At 59.8% G+C, this 19424-nt stretch carries 17 protein-coding genes; 1 reads left to right on the top strand and 16 read right to left on the bottom strand.

From position 1 onward, the window contains the following. Window positions 1–38: 38 nt before the first annotated feature. Both fghA and D8U71_RS11475 read right to left on the bottom strand, forming a co-directional pair. A complete protein-coding gene (fghA, locus tag D8U71_RS11480) occupies window positions 39–884 on the bottom strand; it encodes an S-formylglutathione hydrolase (protein ID WP_130887788.1) in 846 nt (281 codons plus the stop codon). Window positions 885–981: 97 nt separating this feature from the next. Next, complete coding sequence (locus D8U71_RS11475) at window positions 982–2094, bottom strand: S-(hydroxymethyl)glutathione dehydrogenase/class III alcohol dehydrogenase (protein WP_110600129.1); 1113 nt, start codon at window positions 2092–2094, stop codon at window positions 982–984. Window positions 2095–2210: 116 nt separating this feature from the next. Between D8U71_RS11475 and D8U71_RS11470 the strand changes: the two genes are divergently transcribed. Then, window positions 2211–3107, top strand: a complete 897-nt coding sequence (locus D8U71_RS11470) for a LysR substrate-binding domain-containing protein (protein WP_056783227.1) — start codon at window positions 2211–2213, stop codon at window positions 3105–3107. Window positions 3108–3240: 133 nt separating this feature from the next. On the opposite strand, the gene ispD is transcribed toward D8U71_RS11470, so the two are convergent. The 14 genes from ispD to D8U71_RS11400 form a co-directional block, all read right to left on the bottom strand. After that, window positions 3241–3948 carry a 2-C-methyl-D-erythritol 4-phosphate cytidylyltransferase gene (ispD, locus tag D8U71_RS11465; RefSeq protein WP_125925194.1) on the bottom strand — a complete coding sequence of 236 codons (708 nt, stop codon included), beginning with the start codon at window positions 3946–3948 and terminating at the stop codon, window positions 3241–3243. After that, the gene (gene ftsB, locus D8U71_RS11460) at window positions 3945–4223 is read right to left on the bottom strand and encodes a cell division protein FtsB (protein WP_016771460.1); all 279 of its coding nucleotides are present in this window, start codon (window positions 4221–4223) and stop codon (window positions 3945–3947) included. The genes ispD and ftsB overlap by 4 nt, the downstream gene beginning before the upstream one ends. Before the next feature lie 169 nt (window positions 4224–4392). Then, window positions 4393–5682 (bottom strand): phosphopyruvate hydratase, encoded by a 1290-nt coding sequence (gene eno, locus D8U71_RS11455; protein WP_041478121.1) that lies wholly within the window; start codon window positions 5680–5682, stop codon window positions 4393–4395. A 155-nt stretch (window positions 5683–5837) separates the two neighbouring features. After that, complete coding sequence (gene kdsA, locus D8U71_RS11450; RefSeq protein ID WP_016985082.1) at window positions 5838–6683, bottom strand: 3-deoxy-8-phosphooctulonate synthase; 846 nt, start codon at window positions 6681–6683, stop codon at window positions 5838–5840. A gap of 4 nt (window positions 6684–6687) precedes the next feature. Then, entirely contained in the window at window positions 6688–8319 is a 1632-nt protein-coding gene (locus tag D8U71_RS11445) for a CTP synthase (RefSeq protein ID WP_016771462.1), read from the bottom strand. A gap of 274 nt (window positions 8320–8593) precedes the next feature. Next, window positions 8594–9922 carry a tRNA lysidine(34) synthetase TilS gene (gene tilS / locus D8U71_RS11440; RefSeq protein WP_130887787.1) on the bottom strand — a complete coding sequence of 443 codons (1329 nt, stop codon included), beginning with the start codon at window positions 9920–9922 and terminating at the stop codon, window positions 8594–8596. A 132-nt stretch (window positions 9923–10054) separates the two neighbouring features. Further along, entirely contained in the window at window positions 10055–11002 is a 948-nt protein-coding gene (locus tag D8U71_RS11435) for an acetyl-CoA carboxylase carboxyltransferase subunit alpha (protein ID WP_016771465.1), read from the bottom strand. A 139-nt stretch (window positions 11003–11141) separates the two neighbouring features. Next, window positions 11142–14663: a DNA polymerase III subunit alpha gene (dnaE, locus tag D8U71_RS11430; protein ID WP_122698404.1), complete on the bottom strand. Its 3522-nt coding sequence runs from the start codon at window positions 14661–14663 to the stop codon at window positions 11142–11144. Between the two features lie 76 nt (window positions 14664–14739). Next, window positions 14740–15366, bottom strand: coding sequence for a ribonuclease HII (gene rnhB, locus D8U71_RS11425; protein WP_016771466.1), 627 nt, complete (start codon window positions 15364–15366; stop codon window positions 14740–14742). A gap of 11 nt (window positions 15367–15377) precedes the next feature. Then, window positions 15378–16511 (bottom strand): lipid-A-disaccharide synthase, encoded by a 1134-nt coding sequence (gene lpxB / locus D8U71_RS11420; protein ID WP_162999776.1) that lies wholly within the window; start codon window positions 16509–16511, stop codon window positions 15378–15380. Continuing rightward, entirely contained in the window at window positions 16511–17287 is a 777-nt protein-coding gene (lpxA, locus tag D8U71_RS11415; RefSeq protein ID WP_016771468.1) for an acyl-ACP--UDP-N-acetylglucosamine O-acyltransferase, read from the bottom strand. Before lpxA ends, lpxB begins: the two co-directional genes overlap by 1 nt. Beyond that, entirely contained in the window at window positions 17284–17724 is a 441-nt protein-coding gene (gene fabZ / locus D8U71_RS11410) for a 3-hydroxyacyl-ACP dehydratase FabZ (RefSeq protein ID WP_016771469.1), read from the bottom strand. The genes lpxA and fabZ overlap by 4 nt, the downstream gene beginning before the upstream one ends. Before the next feature lie 106 nt (window positions 17725–17830). Then, window positions 17831–18886 (bottom strand): UDP-3-O-(3-hydroxymyristoyl)glucosamine N-acyltransferase, encoded by a 1056-nt coding sequence (gene lpxD, locus D8U71_RS11405; protein WP_016771470.1) that lies wholly within the window; start codon window positions 18884–18886, stop codon window positions 17831–17833. A 3-nt stretch (window positions 18887–18889) separates the two neighbouring features. After that, window positions 18890–19393, bottom strand: coding sequence for an OmpH family outer membrane protein (locus tag D8U71_RS11400; RefSeq protein ID WP_003222140.1), 504 nt, complete (start codon window positions 19391–19393; stop codon window positions 18890–18892). Between the last annotated feature and the right edge of the window lie 31 nt (window positions 19394–19424).

Raw genomic sequence — 19424 nt, 5'->3', positions numbered from 1 at the left:
AACGCCCCGATTTTTGTCAGGGCGTGATTCTACCTGCATTAACTGCGCAGAGCGCGTGCGTGATGCTGCAAGTGGTCGTCAATGAAGCTTGAGATGAAGAAATAGCTGTGGTCGTAGCCCGGTTGCAGGCGCAGCTCCAGCGGATGCCCCGCTTGTTTTGCTGCGTGTTGCAAGGCCTCGGGTTTCAATTGCGTGGCGAGGAAATCGTCACGATCACCTTGATCGACCAACAACGGCAACTTCTCCGTCGCCTCCGCGATAAGCACACAGGCGTCCCACTCCTTCCACTTCGAACGGTCTTCGCCCAAATAGTTGGAAAAGGCCTTCTGACCCCAAGGGCAATCGATCGGGCGGGTGATCGGCGAAAAGGCCGAAACCGATTTATACCGCCCAGGATTGCGCAAGGCACAGACCAAAGCACCGTGGCCGCCCATCGAGTGGCCGCTGATGCTGCGCTTGTCGGAAGCGGGGAAATGCGCTTCGACCAGAGCAGGCAATTCCTGCACGACATAGTCATGCATCTGATAGTGCCGCGCCCACGGTTCCTGCGTGGCGTTCAGATAAAACCCGGCGCCGAGACCGAAATCCCAAGCCTTGCCTGCATCGTCCGGAACATCCGGACCGCGTGGGCTGGTATCCGGGGCGACGATAATCAAACCAAGTTCGGCAGCCATGCGCATCGCGCCGGCCTTCTGCATGAAATTCTCATCGGTGCAGGTCAGCCCGGACAACCAGTACAGCACTGGCAGCTTGCCGCCCTGCTCCGCTTGCGGCGGCAGGTACACGGCAAAGACCATGTCGCAATCAAGCACTTCGGAGCGATGGCGATAGCGCTTGTGCCAGCCACCGAAACTCTTCTGACAGGAAATGTTTTCCAGATTCAAGGGATTCTCCCTAGCTGCAAGCCGCAAGCCGCAAGCTTCAAGACAAAGCACGAACGCCTTTACTTGCAGCTTGAAGCTTGCAGCTCGGAGCTGCTGTTTAGAAATGTATGACGGTGCGGATGCTCTTGCCTTCGTGCATCAGGTCGAACGCCTTGTTGATATCTTCCAGGCCCATGGTGTGGGTGATGAAGGTATCCAGCGGGATCTCGCCGCTCTGGGCCATGTCGACGTAGCTCGGCAATTCAGTACGGCCACGCACGCCGCCGAACGCCGAACCGCGCCAGACGCGACCGGTGACCAACTGGAACGGCCGGGTAGCGATTTCCTGGCCGGCACCGGCGACACCGATGATGACCGACTCGCCCCAGCCTTTGTGGCAGCACTCAAGCGCGGCGCGCATCAGTTGCACATTGCCGATGCACTCGAAGGAGAAGTCGACGCCGCCATCGGTCATGTCGACGATCACTTCCTGGATCGGACGATCGTAATCTTTCGGGTTCACGCAGTCGGTGGCACCGAGTTGTTTGGCGATTTCGAACTTGGCCGGATTGATGTCGATGGCGATGATGCGCGCAGCCTTGGCTTTCACCGCGCCGATCACGGCCGACAAGCCAATACCACCGAGACCGAAGATGGCCACGGTGTCACCCGGTTTGACCTTGGCGGTGTTGAGCACGGCGCCGATACCGGTGGTTACGCCGCAACCGAGCAGGCAAACCTTTTCCAGCGGCGCGTCTTTGGAGATCTTCGCTACGGAAATTTCCGGCAGTACGGTGTACTCCGAAAACGTCGATGTGCCCATGTAGTGGAAAATCGTTTCGCCCTTGTAGGAAAAGCGCGAAGTGCCGTCCGGCATCAGGCCCTTGCCTTGGGTGGCGCGAATCGCCTGACAAAGGTTGGTCTTGCCCGACTTGCAGAATTTGCATTGGCCGCATTCCGGGGTGTAGAGCGGAATGACGTGATCGCCGACGGCAACCGAGGTCACGCCCTCACCGATCGCTTCAACGATGGCGCCACCTTCGTGGCCGAGGATCGACGGGAAGATGCCTTCCGGGTCTGCGCCGGACAAGGTGTAGGCATCGGTGTGGCACACCCCGGAAGCGACAACGCGCAGCAACACTTCACCAGCCTTCGGCATGGCGACATCGACTTCTACGATTTCCAGCGGCTTCTTGGCCTCGAAGGCAACGGCGGCGCGCGACTTGATCATGCTGACTCTCCAATGAATCCAGTAAATAAAAAAGCAGACAGATAGTGTAGTTCAGCGCGCCCTGAGGAATAATCCGGACGAAAGCAAAACATTATTGCCATACAGGGATAATCCAAGTGTCGGAAAACCGCTGGGAAGGCATCGACGAGTTCGTTGCCGTCGCCGAATGCAATCAATTCACCGCCGCTGCCGAGCGTCTTGGGGTTTCTTCCTCACACATCAGTCGACAAATCGTACGGCTCGAAGAGCGTTTGCAGACGCGCCTGCTCTACCGCAGCACCCGGCGAGTTACGTTGACCGAAGCCGGGCAGACTTTCCTGCAACATTGTCAGCGCCTGCAGGACGGTCGCGAAGAAGCCTTGCGCGCGGTAGGCGATCTGACCAGCGAACCGAAAGGCATGCTGCGCATGACCTGCGCGGTGGCCTATGGCGAACGCTTTATCGTGCCGCTGGTGACTCGCTTCATGGGGCTGTACCCGCAGCTGCGTATCGATATCGAGCTGAGCAATCGCCAGCTGGATCTGGTGCATGAAGGGCTGGATCTGGCAATTCGTCTGGGTCGGCTACAGGATTCGCGCTTGGTCGCGACACGCCTGGCGCCACGGAGAATGTACCTGTGCGCGTCGCCTTCCTACCTGGAACGGTATGGGCGCCCACACAGTTTGTCGGAATTGAGTCGACACAATTGCCTGATCGGCAGTTCGGATATCTGGCAACTGGAACAGAACGGGCGGGAATTTTCCCAGCGGGTGCAGGGCAACTGGCGTTGCAACAGTGGGCAGGCGGTGCTGGATGCGGCGCTTCAGGGTGTCGGGTTGTGTCAGTTGCCGGACTATTACGTGCTCGAGCACCTGCACAGCGGCGCGCTGATTTCCTTGCTCGAGGCGCATCAGCCGCCGAATACGGCGGTGTGGGCGCTGTATCCGCAGCAGCGGCATCTGTCGCCGAAGGTGCGCAAGTTGGTGGATTATTTGAAGGTGGGACTGGCTGAAAGGCCGGAGTACAAACTTTGAGTTATTGATTGCCTGTGCGACCGCTTTCGCGAGCAGGCTCGCTCCCACAATTGACTCGAGTTCGACAGCTGAATGCATTCCCTCTGTGGGAGCGAGCCTGCTCGCGAAGGCAATGCCACAGCGACCCCAAACCTCAGCGGCGATTCGCCCACCGCTGGCGCAACCACTCCAGATCTTCCGGTCGGGTCACCTTGAGATTATCCGCCCGCCCTTCGATCAGACGCGGTGCCAGACCGGCCCATTCCATCGCCGAAGACTCATCGGTGATCACCGCATCAGCAACCAGGCTGTCGGCCAACGCCCGATGCAACGCCCCGAGGCGAAACATCTGTGGCGTATACGCCTGCCAGATCACGCTGCGATCCACGGTTTCAACCACACGCCCGTTGTAATCGACGCGTTTAAGCGTGTCGCGAGCGGGCACTGCCAATAGACCGCCGACCGGGTCATCCGCGAGTTCGGCAAGCAACTTGTCCAGATCATCGCGACTCAGATTCGGCCGGGCCGCATCATGCACCAGCACCCAATCGTCATCGTCGGCACCTTGCGCATGCAGATGCAGCAAGGCATTGAGCACCGACGCGGAACGCTCCGCCCCGCCATCAACCCGCTGAATGCGCGGATCGATGACGCATGCCAGATTCGTCCAGTAAGGATCGTCTACAGCAAGACTGACCACCAGGCCCTTGAGGCTCGGGTGATCGAGGAAACAGCCGAGGCTGTGTTCGAGAATTGTGCGCCCGCCCAGTTGCAGATATTGCTTGGGACGGTCCGCGGCCATTCGGGCACCGACGCCCGCGGCAGGAATCACGGCCCAGAAGGCCGGCAGGGAATCGATCATTGGGCCAACTGGTAAAGGGTTTCGCCGTCCTTGACCATGCCCAGTTCGTGACGAGCCCGCTCTTCGACGGTCTCCATGCCTTTCTTCAGCTCGCTGACTTCAGCGTCCATCACCCGGTTTCGCTCCAGCAGGCCTTCGTTTTCGGCATGTTGCTCGGCGATCTGCTGTTTCAGCTCGGCGACCTGCGCCAGACTGCCATTGCCCACCCACAGGCGGTACTGCAGACCGGCCAGCAGCAAGAGCAAAACAAGAAACAACCAGTAAGGACTGCGCATCGAATATCAGGTATCCAGTGAAAAAAGACAGCCACGCATAATGTTGCAGCATCTGATAGCACGAAGCCTGGAAAGATCCAGGCTTGTGCTTAAGGCATCAGATTAGTGGCAAATCCATCGCTGTCACGACTTTTCCGACACAATCCGGTGTCCTTTGATCAGGTTGCGCTTAACCGCGGAACTCGGCACGGCCGTTGTACTTGGCCTTGCCATTCAACTGCTCTTCGATACGCAGCAGTTGGTTGTACTTGGAAACGCGGTCGGAGCGGCACAGCGAACCGGTCTTGATCTGGCCAGCCGAGGTGCCCACAGCCAGGTCGGCAATGGTCGAATCTTCGGTTTCGCCGGAACGGTGCGAGATCACTGCGGTATAGCCGGCAGCCTTGGCCATCTGGATGGCTTCCAGGGTTTCGGTCAGGGTGCCGATCTGGTTGAACTTGATCAGGATCGAGTTGGCGATCTTTTTATCGATGCCTTCTTTGAGGATCTTGGTATTGGTCACGAACAGGTCGTCGCCCACCAGCTGGGTCTTCTCGCCGATCTTGTCGGTGAGGATTTTCCAGCCAGCCCAGTCGGATTCGTCCAGACCGTCTTCGATGGAGATGATCGGGTAACGCTCGGTCAGACCTTTGAGGTAGTCGGCGAAACCTTCAGCAGTGAACACCTGGCCTTCGCCGGACAGATTGTACTTGCCGTCTTCGTAGAACTCGCTCGCGGCGCAGTCCAGCGCCAGGGTCACGTCGGTGCCCAGCTTGTAACCGGCGTTGGCCACGGCTTCGGAGATCACTTTCAGCGCGTCTTCGTTGGAAGCCAGGTTCGGCGCGAAACCGCCTTCGTCGCCAACGGCAGTGCTCAGACCACGAGCCTTCAGCACAGCTTTCAGGTGATGGAAAATCTCGGTGCCCATGCGCAGACCTTCCGAGAAAGACTTGGCGCCAACTGGCTGGACCATGAATTCCTGGATGTCGACGTTGTTATCGGCGTGCTCGCCACCGTTGATGATGTTCATCATCGGGACCGGCATCGAGTACACACCCGGGGTGCCGTTGAGGTTGGCGATGTGTGCGTACAGCGGCAGATCCTGATCCTGCGCAGCTGCCTTGGCCGCAGCCAGGGACACGGCGAGGATGGCGTTGGCGCCCAGGGTCGCCTTGTTTTCGGTACCGTCGAGCTTGATCATCGCCTGATCCAGCGCTTTCTGGTCGCTCGGGTCGGTGCCCAGCAGCAGATCGCGGATCGGACCGTTGATGTTGGCTACCGCCTTGAGCACGCCCTTGCCCAGGTAACGGCTCTTGTCGCCATCACGCAGCTCGAGCGCTTCACGCGAGCCAGTGGATGCACCGGACGGCGCGCAGGCGCTACCGATGATGCCGTTGTCGAGAAGCACGTCCGCTTCCACGGTGGGATTGCCACGGGAGTCGAGAACTTCACGACCTTTGATGTCGACGATTTTTGCCATTGTTGTAAACACTCCAAAGTTGACGAAAACGACGCAGCTAGAGGAAATCTTTATCGTCGGCAAGCGAAGTACAGCGGGCAGACTTGCAGACGACAGCGCTCACGCCCGAGGGCATGAGCGACAAATCGTGCGGTACTTTACCGGAGAATCGAGCGTTACGCGGTTTCTACCGTCGGAAAACTCTTCACCAGTTCGTCCAGAGCTTTGAGCTGGGCCAGGAATGGCTCCAGTTTGTCCAGACGCAAGGCGCAAGGGCCGTCGCATTTGGCGTTGTCCGGATCCGGATGCGCTTCGAGGAACAGACCCGCCAGCGACTGGCTCATGCCGGCCTTGGCCAGATCCAGAACCTGGGCACGGCGACCGCCGGCGGAGTCGGCACGACCGCCAGGCATTTGCAGCGCGTGGGTCACGTCGAAGAATACCGGGTATTCGAACTGCTTCATGATGCCGAAGCCGAGCATGTCGACCACGAGGTTGTTGTAGCCGAAGCTCGAACCACGCTCGCAAAGGATCAACTGATCGTTACCCGCTTCCACGCACTTGTTCAGGATGTGTTTCATTTCCTGAGGCGCGAGGAACTGGGCTTTTTTGATGTTGATCACGGCATTGGTCTTGGCCATCGCGACAACCAGATCGGTCTGGCGCGACAGGAAGGCCGGCAGCTGAATGATGTCGCAGACTTCAGCGACGACCGCAGCCTGATCCGGCTCGTGGACGTCGGTGATGATCGGCACGCCGAACGCTTGCTTGATGTCCTGGAAGATGCGCATGCCCTCTTCCAGGCCAGGACCGCGATACGAAGTCACAGAAGACCGGTTGGCCTTGTCGAAGCTGGCCTTGAACACGTAAGGGATACCGAGTTTTTCGGTGACCTTTACGTACTCTTCGCAAACCTGCATGGCCATGTCACGGCTTTCCAGCACGTTCATGCCGCCGAACAGCACCATGGGTTTGTCGTTGGCAATCTCGATGTCGCCGACGCGGATGATCTTCTGTGCCATCGGGTTACGCCTTCTTCTGGTGTTGAGCCAACGCGGCTTTGACGAAACCGCTGAACAGCGGATGACCGTCGCGTGGCGTCGAGGTGAACTCAGGGTGGAACTGGCAGGCAACGAACCATGGATGATCCGGCGCTTCAACCACTTCGACCAGCGCAGCATCGGCGGAACGACCGGAGATTTTCAGGCCGGCTTCGATGATCTGCGGCAGCAGGTTGTTGTTCACTTCGTAACGGTGACGGTGACGCTCGACAATCACGTCCTTGCCGTAGCAATCGTGGACTTTGGAGCCCGGTTCAAGCAGGCAATCCTGTGCGCCGAGACGCATGGTGCCGCCCAGATCGGACGCTTCGGTACGCACTTCGACAGCACCGGTGGCGTCTTCCCATTCGGTAATCAGACCGACCACCGGATGGCCGCTGGCACGATCGAACTCGGTGGAGTTGGCGTCTTTCCAGCCCAGTACGTTACGGGCGAACTCGATGACCGCCACTTGCATGCCCAGGCAGATGCCGAGGTACGGAACCTTGTTTTCGCGAGCGTACTGAACGGCAGTGATCTTGCCTTCCACGCCACGCAGACCGAAGCCGCCCGGCACCAGAATCGCGTCGACACCTTCGAGCAGCGCAGTGCCCTGGTTCTCGATGTCTTCGGAATCGATGTAGCGCAGGTTGACCTTGGTGCGGTTGCTGATACCGGCATGGCTCATCGCTTCGATCAGCGACTTGTACGCGTCGAGCAGTTCCATGTACTTGCCGACCATGGCGATGGTCACTTCGTGTTCCGGGTTCAGCTTGGCATCGACCACTGCGTCCCACTCGGACAGGTCGGCGCTGCCGCACTGCAAGCCGAAACGCTCAACGACGAAATCGTCCAGACCCTGCGAATGCAGGATGCCCGGGATCTTGTAGATGGTATCGGCGTCTTCCAGCGCGATTACCGCACGCTCTTCAACGTTGGTGAACTGGGCGATCTTGCGACGCGAGGACACATCGATCGGGTGATCGGAACGGCACACCAGCACGTCTGGCTGCAGACCGATCGAACGCAGTTCCTTGACGGAGTGCTGGGTCGGTTTGGTCTTGGTTTCGCCAGCGGTGGCGATGTACGGCACCAGCGTCAGGTGCATCAGCATCGCGCGCTTGGCGCCGACTTCGAAACGCAACTGGCGGATGGCTTCGAGGAACGGTTGCGACTCGATGTCACCGACGGTGCCACCGATTTCGACCATCGCCACGTCAGCGTCACCGGCACCCTTGATGATGCGGCGCTTGATTTCGTCGGTGATGTGCGGGATCACCTGGATGGTTGCACCCAGGTAGTCGCCACGGCGCTCTTTGCGCAGCACGTGCTCGTAGACACGGCCGGTGGTGAAGTTGTTGTTCTGGGTCATGGTCGTGCGGATGAACCGCTCGTAGTGCCCCAGATCCAGGTCGGTCTCGGCGCCGTCGTGGGTGACGAACACTTCACCGTGCTGGAACGGACTCATGGTGCCTGGATCGACGTTGATGTACGGATCCAGCTTCAGCATGGTGACCTTAAGCCCCCGCGCCTCCAGGATAGCCGCCAATGAAGCCGAGGCAATGCCTTTCCCCAATGAAGAAACAACACCGCCCGTGACGAATATGTAGCGCGTCATGAAAAACCCTAGAAGTCTGCGTTAAAGCGGAACGAGCCGCCGGGGAAAGCGAAGGAAGGCCGAAGCCCCCGATCACCTGCATTAATCACAGTGCACCTTTCGAAAAAACCGCCGCGTTGTGACAGACCGGCAGATGAAACACCGGTACGTTGCTCGCTACACATTTTTTGGAATCGCCCAGCAAAGACTGCTTGGTAATCGGCAACTCCTGCAATTCAGGCGAATCCACAGAAGTTGTATCAAGAAGGGAGCGTAGTCTACCGGAATGCTCCTTTCAGCTCAAACCTTGATCTTCGTCTGTTGGCTGCCAGTGCAATGTCCAGCCTTCGTCCATCTGACCAGCAAGACCCGACAGGTTCGCCACGGCGAGCAATTCTTCACCACGAAACAGCAGCGGCAATCTGCCACGCACGAAGGCCGGGACCGCGCGCTCGTTGAGCAGACGCTTGAGATCACGACTGCCGCGCTCGGCCATTCGCATGACCTCACCGCCCTGCCGATAGGCAATACGCAAAGGCCCGGATGGAGCTTGCCCGTGGAGCATGACGCGTCCGTTATCCGGCAAGCGTAGCGCTGAAGTCGGGGTCTGCCAGTCGGCACCGATCACTGGCGTACCCAACCAACTGTCGCTCAGCCACCAGACGCGACCGGCGCTGCGGTGCAGCTCTCCGTCGGCCAGATGCCAGATCGGTGAAGCGTCGGCGCCGGCATTGCACAGCGTTGTCCAACCCGACCAATGGTCAGCATCTGGCAGCCGGGTCAATGGTTCGAGCCAGTGGCTGAGGGCATTTCGCTGGCGCGCGTCAGACAACGCCCTCAATGGTGTCAGCTCCAGCGATGGCACACCCAGCCAAGCGAATTCATGGGGCGTTTCGGCTTGTGCGAGATCGATCTGCGCCAGCTCATCGAGCAAGCCCTGCGCCTCACGCAGATGCGCAGCGGTGCGCGCCATGCTGGCCTGCGCTTGCGGCCAGCGCTCGGTCAGCAGCGGCATGACTTGCTGACGCAGGTAGTTGCGGGAAAACTGGCGATCCTGATTCGACGGGTCTTCGATCCAGCGCAACCGATGCGCCTGTGCATAACTTTCCAGCTCGGCGCGGCTGACATCCAGCAACGGTCGAACCAGCGTGCCCTGCCCCACTGGACGCTGCTGCGGCATCGCGCCGAGCCCGCGGACACCGGCACCGCGCAACAGCCGAAACAGCAGAGTTTCCGCTTGGTCGTCGCGGTGCTGACCGGTCAGCAGTGCATCATCGGCTTGCGTCAGCGAATTGAACACGGCGTAACGCGCATCCCGCGCCGCCCGCTCCAGGCTCGCCCCGCCCTTCACGGTGACCCGCTTCACTTGCAACGGCACGCCCAGCGCATCGCAAACGTCTTGGCAATGTTGCGGCCACGCATCGGCCGCAGCCTGAAGGCCGTGGTGGATATGAATGGCGCTGAGCGCAGGGAGGGATTCAGTGTTCGCCAGGGTGGCGAGCAGATGCAGGAGGACGGTGGAATCGAGGCCACCGGAGAAGGCGATGCGCCAGTGAGCGACGTGGCGCCAGGGCTCAAGGTTCAGCAGAAGACGGGATGGCAAATCAATCGGGGACTGGCCCATAACTTTCTCTTTGCCCCAAACAAATGTGGGAGCGAGCCTGCTCGCGAAGGCGGTTTAACATTCAACACATTCGTCGAGTGCTATACCGCTTTCGCGAGCAGGCTCGCTCCCACATGGGTATCGCGCTTCGACTTAGAGACCGTAGCTCATCAGGCGATCGTAACGGCGCTTGAGCAGCGCTTCGTTATCGAACTGCTTGAGCATCGCCAGTTGCGAGCTCAGCTCGGCGCGGATCGACGCAGCGGCAGCAGCCGGGTCACGGTGGGCGCCGCCCAGTGGCTCGCTGATCACTTTGTCAACAATGCCCAGGCCTTTGAGACGCTCAGCGGTGATGCCCATCGCTTCAGCGGCATCCGGTGCTTTCTCGGCGGTCTTCCACAGGATCGATGCGCAACCTTCCGGCGAGATCACCGCGTAAGTCGAATATTGCAGCATGTTCAATTGATCGCAGACGCCGATGGCCAGTGCGCCGCCGGAACCACCTTCACCAATTACGGTGGCGATGATCGGGGTCTTCAACCGCGCCATCACACGCAGGTTCCAGGCAATCGCTTCGCTCTGGTTGCGCTCCTCAGCATCGATGCCAGGGTAAGCACCCGGGGTGTCGATGAAGGTCAGGATCGGCATCTTGAAGCGCTCGGCCATCTCCATCAGACGGCAGGCCTTGCGGTAGCCTTCCGGACGCGGCATGCCGAAGTTGCGGCGAACTTTCTCACGCACTTCACGGCCCTTCTGGTGGCCGATGATCATCACCGGCTGGTCTTCCAGACGGGCGATACCGCCAACGATGGCAGCGTCGTCGGAGAAGTGACGGTCGCCGTGCAGTTCGTCGAACTCGGTGAAGATGTGCTCGATGTAATCGAGGGTGTAAGGGCGTTTCGGGTGACGCGCCAGGCGTGCGATCTGCCAGCTGGTCAGCTTGCCGAAGATGTCTTCGGTCAGCGTCTTGCTCTTGTCCTGCAGGCGGGAGATCTCATCGCCGATATTCAGCGAATTGTCATTACCGACCAAGCGCAACTCTTCGATCTTGGCTTGCAGGTCGGCGATCGGCTGTTCGAAATCTAGAAAATTCGGGTTCATAGGCGTCCGTCTTGGGTCGTGTCCCAAGTGAGCTTGGGCCGGCCGGTTGTCTATTCGCGCCCTACCTTAAGGGAGAGGCGCGCTGAGGTCGAGATTAAAAATTCAGGTTGCGGGCAAGCGCCATGATGGCACTTGCCGGTCAACGGTATTGGAGGAAGACGTTGTCTCGCCCGAACTGGTCACGCAGGGCTTGAATCAAGGTATCCGCCGGGTCGATCCGCCAGGTCTCGCCGAACTGCAGCAAGGTCTTCGCATCCGGGCTGGTGTACTCCATGGTCACCGGGCACGCGCCGCGATGACGCTTGAGCAGTTCGCCCAACCAGCGTAGCTGATCGCCTTTCAGATCCTGGGTGTGCAGCTTCAGGCGCAGGCTCTCGGCCAGATTGGTTCGCGCATCTTCCATGCTCATCACCCGCTTGACCCGCAGGCGCAGGCCGCCGGAGAAGTCGTCATTGCTGACCTCGCCTTCGACCACCACCATCGCGTCGGTCTGCAACAGTGATTGCGCCGAATGGAACGCATCGGCAAACAGCGACGCTTCGATCCGCCCGGAGCGGTCGTCGAGGGTGATGAAGCCCATCTTGTCGCCTTTCTTGTTCTTCATCACCCGCAGGGCAATGATCATCCCCGCTACGGTTTGCGTGTCACGCGCCGGCTTCAGGTCGATGATGCGCTGGCGGGCGAAACGGCGGATCTCGCCTTCGTACTCGTCGATCGGGTGACCGGTCAGGTACAGACCCAGAGTGTCTTTTTCACCCTTGAGGCGTTCCTTGAGGGTCAGTTCCTTGGCCTTGCGATGGGACGCGTAGACGTCGGCATCTTCCTCGACGAACAAGCCGCCAAACAGGTCGGCGTGGCCAGAGTCGTGAGTCCGCGCAGTCTGCTCGGCCGCCTTGATCGCCTCTTCCATCGCCGCCAGCAGTACCGCGCGGTTACGGTCGATGTTGGCTTGATAGGCCTTTTGTTCGTCGTGGAAATACGGGCCGAGGCGATCCAGCGCGCCGCTGCGAATCAAGCCATCAAGAGTTCGTTTGTTGATGCGCTTGAGGTCGACCCGCGCGCAGAAATCGAACAGATCCTTGAACGGACCGGCCTGACGCGCTTCGGTGATCGCTTCCACCGGACCTTCACCGACGCCTTTGATCGCGCCCAGGCCGTAAACGATGCGGCCGTCGTCGTTCACCGTGAACTTGAACTCCGAAGTGTTCACGTCCGGCGCGTCGAGGCGCAGCTTCATCGTCCGCACTTCTTCGATCAAGGTCACGACCTTGTCGGTGTTGTGCATATCCGCCGAGAGTACCGCGGCCATGAACGGCGCCGGGTAATGGGCTTTCAGCCAGGCAGTCTGGTACGACACCAGGCCGTAAGCGGCGGAGTGGGATTTGTTGAAGCCGTAACCGGCGAACTTTTCCACCAGGTCGAAAATGTTACCGGCAAGATCCGCGTCGATGCCGTTGGTCGCGCAACCCTCAATGAAACCGCCGCGCTGCTTGGCCATTTCTTCGGGCTTTTTCTTACCCATCGCTCGACGCAGCATGTCCGCACCGCCGAGGGTGTAACCGGCCATGACCTGGGCAATCTGCATCACCTGTTCCTGATACAGGATAATGCCGTAAGTCGGCGCCAGTACCGGCTTGAGCCCGTCGTACTGGTAGTCGGAGTGCGGATAGGCCAGTTCGGCGCGTCCGTGCTTACGGTTGATGAAGTCGTCCACCATGCCCGATTGCAGCGGGCCCGGACGGAACAGTGCCACCAGTGCGATCAAGTCTTCCAGGCAGTCAGGCTTGAGCTTTTTGATCAGCTCTTTCATGCCCCGGGATTCAAGCTGGAACACCGCCGTGGTTTCGGCTTTTTGCAGCAACTGGTAGGTCGGCTTATCGTCCAGCGGAATAAAGGCGATATCCAGCGGCGGCTCGTTGACCTTGGCGCGGTCGCGGTTGATGGTTTTCAGCGCCCAGTCGATGATCGTCAGGGTACGCAGGCCGAGGAAGTCGAACTTCACCAGACCGGCGGCCTCAACGTCGTCCTTGTCGAACTGGGTTACCAGACCGTCGCCGGCCTCGTCGCAATAGATCGGCGAGAAGTCGGTCAATTTGGTCGGCGCGATTACCACACCACCGGCGTGTTTGCCGACGTTACGCACCACGCCCTCGAGCTTGCGCGCCATCTCCCAGATTTCCGCCGCTTCTTCATCGACCTTGATGAAGTCGCGCAGGATCTCTTCCTGCTCGTAGGCTTTTTCCAGGGTCATGCCGACTTCGAACGGAATCATCTTCGACAGACGATCCGCCAGGCCATAGGACTTGCCCTGCACCCGCGCCACGTCACGGACCACAGCCTTGGCGGCCATGGAACCGAAGGTGATGATCTGGCTCACCGCGTTGCGGCCGTATTTCTCGGCCACGTAATCGATCACCCGGTCACGGCCGTCCATGCAGAAGTCGACGTCGAAGTCGGGCATGGAAACCCGTTCCGGGTTGAGGAAACGCTCGAACAGCAGGTCATATTCCAGCGGGTCGAGGTCGGTGATCTTCTGTACGTAAGCCACCAGCGATCCGGCACCCGACCCACGGCCCGGACCTACCGGTACGCCGTTGTTCTTGGCCCACTGGATAAAGTCCATCACGATCAGGAAGTAACCGGGGAAGCCCATCTGGATGATGATATCCAGCTCGAAATTCAAACGGTCGACGTAGACCTGACGCTTGGCTTCGTAGTCTTCGGTGGTGTCCTTGGGCAGCAGCACTGCCAGGCGTTCTTCGAGCCCTTCGAAGGAGACCTTGCGGAAATATTCGTCGATGGTCATGCCATCGGGGATCGGGAAGTTGGGGAGGAAGTGTGTGCCCAGCTTCACATCAATGTTGCAGCGCTTGGCGATCTCGACGGTGTTTTCGATGGCGTCGGGAATATCGCTGAACAGCTCGAGCATTTCCTCGGCGCTTTTCAGGTATTGCTGATCGCTGTAATTCTTCGAACGACGCGGGTCATCGAGGGCGCGGCCTTCACCGATGCACACACGGGTTTCGTGGGCGGCGAAGTCTTCCTGCTTGATGAAGCGCACATCGTTGGTCGCCACCAGCGGCGCGCCAAGCTTGTCGGCGAGGGCGACGGCGCCGTGCAATTGTTCTTCATCATTGGGACGGTTGGTGCGCTGGATTTCCAGATAGAAACGATCCGGGAACACCGCCATCCACTCGCGCGCCAAGGCCTCGGCTTCCGCCGGGTTGCCGCCGATCATGGCCATGCCGATCTCGCCTTCTTTGGCGGCGGACAGCATGATCAAACCTTCGTTGGCCTCGGCCACCCATTCGCGCTCGACGATGACCATGCCGTTGCGCTGGCCTTCGATGAAGCCACGCGAGATCAGTTCGGTGAGATTGCGATAACCCTGAGCGTTCATCACCAGCAGGCTGAGGCGGCTCAGCGGTGCATCCGGGTCCTTGTTCGCCAGCCACAGGTCGGCGCCGCAGATCGGCTTGATGCCGGCGCCCATGGCGTTTTTATAGAACTTGACCAGGGAACACATGTTGTTCTGGTCGGTGACCGCGACCGCCGGCATGTTCATGGCGGTCAGCGCTTTGACCAGCGGCTTGATCCGCACCAGCCCGTCGACCAGGGAGTATTCAGTGTGCAGGCGTAGATGAACGAATGAAGCCGGCATAGTGATCCTGTCCAGTTACATAGAGACAACGAGGCCCGGATTGTACCGGGCCTTGGTTAAAACATCAGCCTTGGGCCTAAACCTGCGTCAGGCTTTCCCGCGCCTCGTAAGCCAGGCGTACCGGGGCGAACGAGCGGCGGTGAATCGGCGTCGGGCCGAGCCGCGCCAGTGCTTCCAGATGAACGGGCGTCGGGTAGCCTTTATGGCCGCCGATGCCGTAGCCCGGGTAGATCAATTCGAACGCCGCCATTTCGCGATCACGACTGACCTTGGCCAGAATCGACGCCGCCGCGATCGCCGGCACCTTGCCGTCGCCCTGAATCACCGCCTCGGCACGCATCGGCAAATGCGGGCAGCGGTTACCGTCGATCATCGCCAGTTTCGGCTGAATGTGCAGACCGGCGACCGCGCGCTGCATGGCCAGCATGGTCGCGTGGAGGATATTCAGATCGTCGATTTCTTCGACTTCGGCGCGGGCAATACACCAGCTCAGGGCTTTCTCGCAGATCTCGTCGTAGAGCTTTTCGCGCTTGGCTTCGGTGAGCTTTTTCGAATCGTCGAGGCCGAGGATCGGCCGGTTCGGATCGAGAATCACTGCTGCCGTTACCACCGCACCGCACAACGGGCCACGACCGACTTCATCAACACCGGCGACCAGTTCTTCGACTTCGGCCACCAGAGTGAAATCCAGGCCCATTTGCATGCTTGTCTTGCTCATTGTGGTTTGCCGATCAGGTCAAGGACGGCTTGCGCCGCCTGATTGGAAGCATCGCGCCGCAGCGTGCGGTGGATCTCGTCGAAGCCGCGGGTCTGTTCCTCGCCGCCATCGATCAAGGGCGACAGCGTCTGCGCCAACGCCTCGACAGTCGCATCATCCTGCAACAACTCCGGCACCAGCAAGCGCTGGGCGAGCAAGTTGGGCAGCGACACGTACGGGCTCTTGACCATGCGCTTGAGAATCCAGAACGTCAGCGGCGCCAACCGATAGGCCACCACCATCGGCCGCTTGTACAGCAGCGCTTCAAGGGTAGCAGTGCCAGAGGCGATCAACACGGCGTTGCACGCGGCGAGCGCCAGATGAGATTTACCGTCGAGCAAGGTTACCGGCAAATCCCGGCCAGCAAGCAAGGCCTCAAGTTGCACCCGGCGTTCCGGGTTTGCACAAGGCATGACAAAGCGCACGCCCGGACGCATGGCGCGCAGACGTTCGGCAGTGTCGAGGAACAGCGCACCGAGGCGACTGACTTCACCGCCACGGCTGCCGGGCATCAACGCCACCAGCGGGCCGTCGGGCAAACCCAGCTCGGCGCGTGCAGCGGCTCGGTCGGCTTGCAGCGGAATGGTATCGGCCAAGGTGTGACCGACGAAACGCACCGGCACGCCTTTCTCTTCGTAGAATTTCGCTTCGAACGGCAACAGGGTCAGCATCAGATCGCAGCCTTCGCGGATCTTCAGCACCCGTTTCTGCCGCCATGCCCACACCGACGGGCTGACGTAATGCACGGTCTTGATCCCGGCCTGACGCAGCTTGAGTTCGATATTGAGGTTGAAATCCGGCGCATCGATGCCGATGAACACGTCTGGCTTTGCGGCAATCAGTGTGGCAATCAGCTCTTTGCGGCGCTTGAGCAATTCACGCAGCCGACCGAGGACCTCCACCAGCCCCATGACCGACAAGCGCTCCATGGGAAAGTACGAGGTCAGGCCTTCGGCCTGCATCAACGGACCGCCGACGCCGATGAACTCGACTGCCGGGTGCTGTGCCTTGAGCGCGCGCATGAGGCCGGCGCCGAGAATGTCACCGGAAGCCTCACCCGCCACCAGCGCAATACGCAGACTGGCCATGATCAGCGGGTGATGCCGCGAGTCGATGCCTGGATCGAATCGCGGAACACGGCGACTTCAGGGAACTGCGCAGACGGCTCTGCCAGCTCGGCCAGCGCCTGCTCGACCGTCAGGCCCTGCCGATAGACCGTCTTGTAAGCACGACGCAAGGCGTGGATCGCGTCTTCGCTGAAACCGCGACGGCGCATGCCTTCGAAGTTCATGCTGCGCGCTTCGGCCGGGTTGCCGAATACGGTGACGAACGCCGGAACATCCTTGCCGATCGCCGTGCCCATGCCGGAAAAGCTGTGGGCGCCGATGTGGCAGTACTGATGCACCAGGGTGAAACCGGAGAGGATCGCCCAGTCGTCAACGTGTACATGCCCGGCCAACGCAGTGTTGTTGACCAGAATGCAGTGATTGCCGATGACGCTGTCATGGCCGATGTGGGCATAGGCCATGATCAGGTTGTGATCACCCAGGGTGGTTTCCGAACGGTCCTGCACGGTGCCACGGTGAATGGTCACGCCTTCGCGGATGACGTTGTGGTCGCCGATCACCAGGCGGGTTTCCTCGCCTTTGTACTTCAGATCCGGGGTGTCTTCGCCTACCGAAGAAAACTGGTAGATGCGATTGTGCTTACCAATGCGGGTCGGCCCCTTGAGGATCACATGCGGCCCGATCACGGTACCCTCGCCGATTTCCACACCTGCGCCGATGATCGACCACGGGCCGACCTCGACGCCGTCAGCCAGAACGGCGGACGGATCGATGATTGCGCGAGGGTCAATCAAACTCATACTTTCTGTTCCGCGCAGATGATTTCTGCCGAGCAGACCGGCTTGCCGTCCACCGAAGCCTGGCATTCGAACTTCCAGATCTTGCGCTTGCAGCTGATGAATGTCGCTTCAAGGATCAACTGATCGCCCGGCTTGACTGGCTGGCGGAAGCGCAGCTTGTCGGAACCGACGAAGTAATACAGGGTGCCGTCGGCCGGTTTGACGTCGAGCATCTTGAAACCGAGGATCCCGGCAGCCTGAGCCATCGCTTCGATGATCAGCACGCCCGGCATGATTGGATGCGCAGGGAAGTGACCATTGAAGAACGGTTCATTGATGCTGACATTCTTGTAGGCGCGAATTCGCTTGCCTTCAGTGTCCAGTTCCACCACCCGGTCCACCAGCAGGAACGGGTAACGGTGAGGCAGGTATTCGCGAATCTCGTTGATGTCCATCATTTCAGGGGAAAGCCTATGTAAAGATTGGGAGCGCGACTGACGCGCACTCCTCTAGCAAATCAAGGAGGCAGTCCAGAGGCTGTGCACACTTGATATGGAAATGGTATCAGCCATCAGATGAAGCATTACCGTCAGGGGTCACTTCCCCAACGCGCTTTTCCAGCTGTTTCAACCGTCGCGCGATGTCATCGAGCTGACGGATGCGGGCCGCGCTTTTGCGCCATTCGGCCGCCGGTTGCATGGCTGTGCCGGAAGAATAGGCGCCCGGCTCGGTAATCGAGTGAGTCACCATGGTCATCCCGGTCAGGAAAACGTTGTCGCAAATGTCAATGTGGCCGACCAGACCAACACCGCCGGCGAGCATGCAGTGCTTGCCGATTTTGGTGCTGCCGGAAATGCCGACGCACGCGGCCATGGCGGTGTGATCACCGACCTGGACGTTGTGCGCGATCTGAATCTGGTTGTCGAGCTTCACGCCATTGCCAATCACGGTATCGGCCAGAGCGCCGCGGTCGATGGCGGTGTTCACGCCGATCTCGACATCGTCGCCGATGGTCACGCCACCGATCTGGGCGATTTTTTGCCAGACACCTTTTTCGTTGGCGAAGCCGAAGCCCTCACCGCCGATCACTGCGCCGGACTGAATAACCACACGCTTGCCGATGCGCACATCGTGATACAGCGTGACGCGCGGAGCGAGCCAGCCGCCTTCACCGATTTCGCTGCGCGCGCCGACTACGCAATGCGCGCCCAGCGTGACCTGTGCAGCGATGCGTGCACCGGCTTCGATCACCACGAACGGACCGATGCTGGCACTCGGGTCAACCACCGCGTCCGCCGCGATCACCGCTGTCGGATGAATCCCGCCAGCCGCTTTTGGCTTTGGATCGAACAGATGCGAGATACGTGCATAGGCCAGATAAGGGTCCGGCACCACCAAGGCATTACCGGCAAAACCCTCAGCGTCGGCTTCCTTGAGCAGCAGTGCAGCTGCCTGAGAACCGGCCAGGTATTTGCGGTATTGGGGATTTGCCAGAAAGCTCAACTGAGCTGGGCCAGCCTCTTGCAAAGTGGCTAGCCCAGTAATTTGCCTCTCGGGGTCGCCACGCAGGGTGGCGCCGAGGTGCTCGGCCAACTGGCCGAGCCTGATAGTCACGGTCATGGGTTACTTCAGCTGATTCATGCGCTCGATAACCTGGCGCGTGATGTCGTACTGAGGTTTGACATCAATGACTGCGCCACGCTCGAACACCAGGTCAAAACCACCCTTCTTGATGACTTCTTCCACAGCGCTGTCCAGTTTCGGCTTCAGTTGCTTGAGCATTTCACGGTCGGCAACGGCTTTGGCTTCGTTCAGCTCCTTGGACTGGAACTGGAAGTCGCGGGCCTTTTGCTTGAATTCCAGCTCCAGACGCTCACGCTCGCCCTGCTGCATTTTGTCGCCACCGGCCATCAGACGGTCCTGAATGCCTTTGGCGCTGCTTTCCAGGGTTTTCAGCTTGGTCAGTTGCGGACCGAACTTCTTCTCGGCATCCACGGCGTACTTCTTCGCCGCGTCGGATTCCAGCAGAGCCATCTGATAGTTCAGCACGGCAATTTTCATGTCGGCGAACGCCGGGCCTGCCACCAGTACGGAGGCCAGGAGAACCAATTGAGTCAACTTACGCACGATGCACTCCTACAAAATCCATTGTCGTTAT

It is taken from the genome of Pseudomonas sp. Sample_21 (genome assembly GCF_004307525.1).
Classification (GTDB): Bacteria; Pseudomonadota; Gammaproteobacteria; order Pseudomonadales; family Pseudomonadaceae; genus Aquipseudomonas; species Aquipseudomonas atacamensis.
This window is presented reverse-complemented; position numbering and strand designations above follow the sequence as displayed.

Excerpts from the sequence above, each read along its gene's own strand:
- D8U71_RS11435 (WP_016771465.1), bottom strand. The coding sequence starts at position 11,002 with ATGAACCCGAATTTTCTAGATTTCGAACAGCCGATCGCCGACCTGCAA.
- dnaE (WP_122698404.1), bottom strand. The coding sequence starts at position 14,663 with ATGCCGGCTTCATTCGTTCATCTACGCCTGCACACTGAATACTCCCTG.
- ispD (WP_125925194.1), bottom strand. The coding sequence starts at position 3,948 with ATGATCGATTCCCTGCCGGCCTTCTGGGCCGTGATTCCTGCCGCGGGC.
- D8U71_RS11475 (WP_110600129.1), bottom strand. The coding sequence starts at position 2,094 with ATGATCAAGTCGCGCGCCGCCGTTGCCTTCGAGGCCAAGAAGCCGCTG.
- eno (WP_041478121.1), bottom strand. The coding sequence starts at position 5,682 with ATGGCAAAAATCGTCGACATCAAAGGTCGTGAAGTTCTCGACTCCCGT.
- tilS (WP_130887787.1), bottom strand. The coding sequence starts at position 9,922 with ATGGGCCAGTCCCCGATTGATTTGCCATCCCGTCTTCTGCTGAACCTT.
- lpxA (WP_016771468.1), bottom strand. The coding sequence starts at position 17,287 with ATGAGTTTGATTGACCCTCGCGCAATCATCGATCCGTCCGCCGTTCTG.
- rnhB (WP_016771466.1), bottom strand. The coding sequence starts at position 15,366 with ATGCAAATGGGCCTGGATTTCACTCTGGTGGCCGAAGTCGAAGAACTG.
- ftsB (WP_016771460.1), bottom strand. The coding sequence starts at position 4,223 with ATGCGCAGTCCTTACTGGTTGTTTCTTGTTTTGCTCTTGCTGCTGGCC.
- lpxD (WP_016771470.1), bottom strand. The coding sequence starts at position 18,886 with ATGACCGTGACTATCAGGCTCGGCCAGTTGGCCGAGCACCTCGGCGCC.
- D8U71_RS11445 (WP_016771462.1), bottom strand. The coding sequence starts at position 8,319 with ATGACGCGCTACATATTCGTCACGGGCGGTGTTGTTTCTTCATTGGGG.
- fabZ (WP_016771469.1), bottom strand. The coding sequence starts at position 17,724 with ATGATGGACATCAACGAGATTCGCGAATACCTGCCTCACCGTTACCCG.
- kdsA (WP_016985082.1), bottom strand. The coding sequence starts at position 6,683 with ATGGCACAGAAGATCATCCGCGTCGGCGACATCGAGATTGCCAACGAC.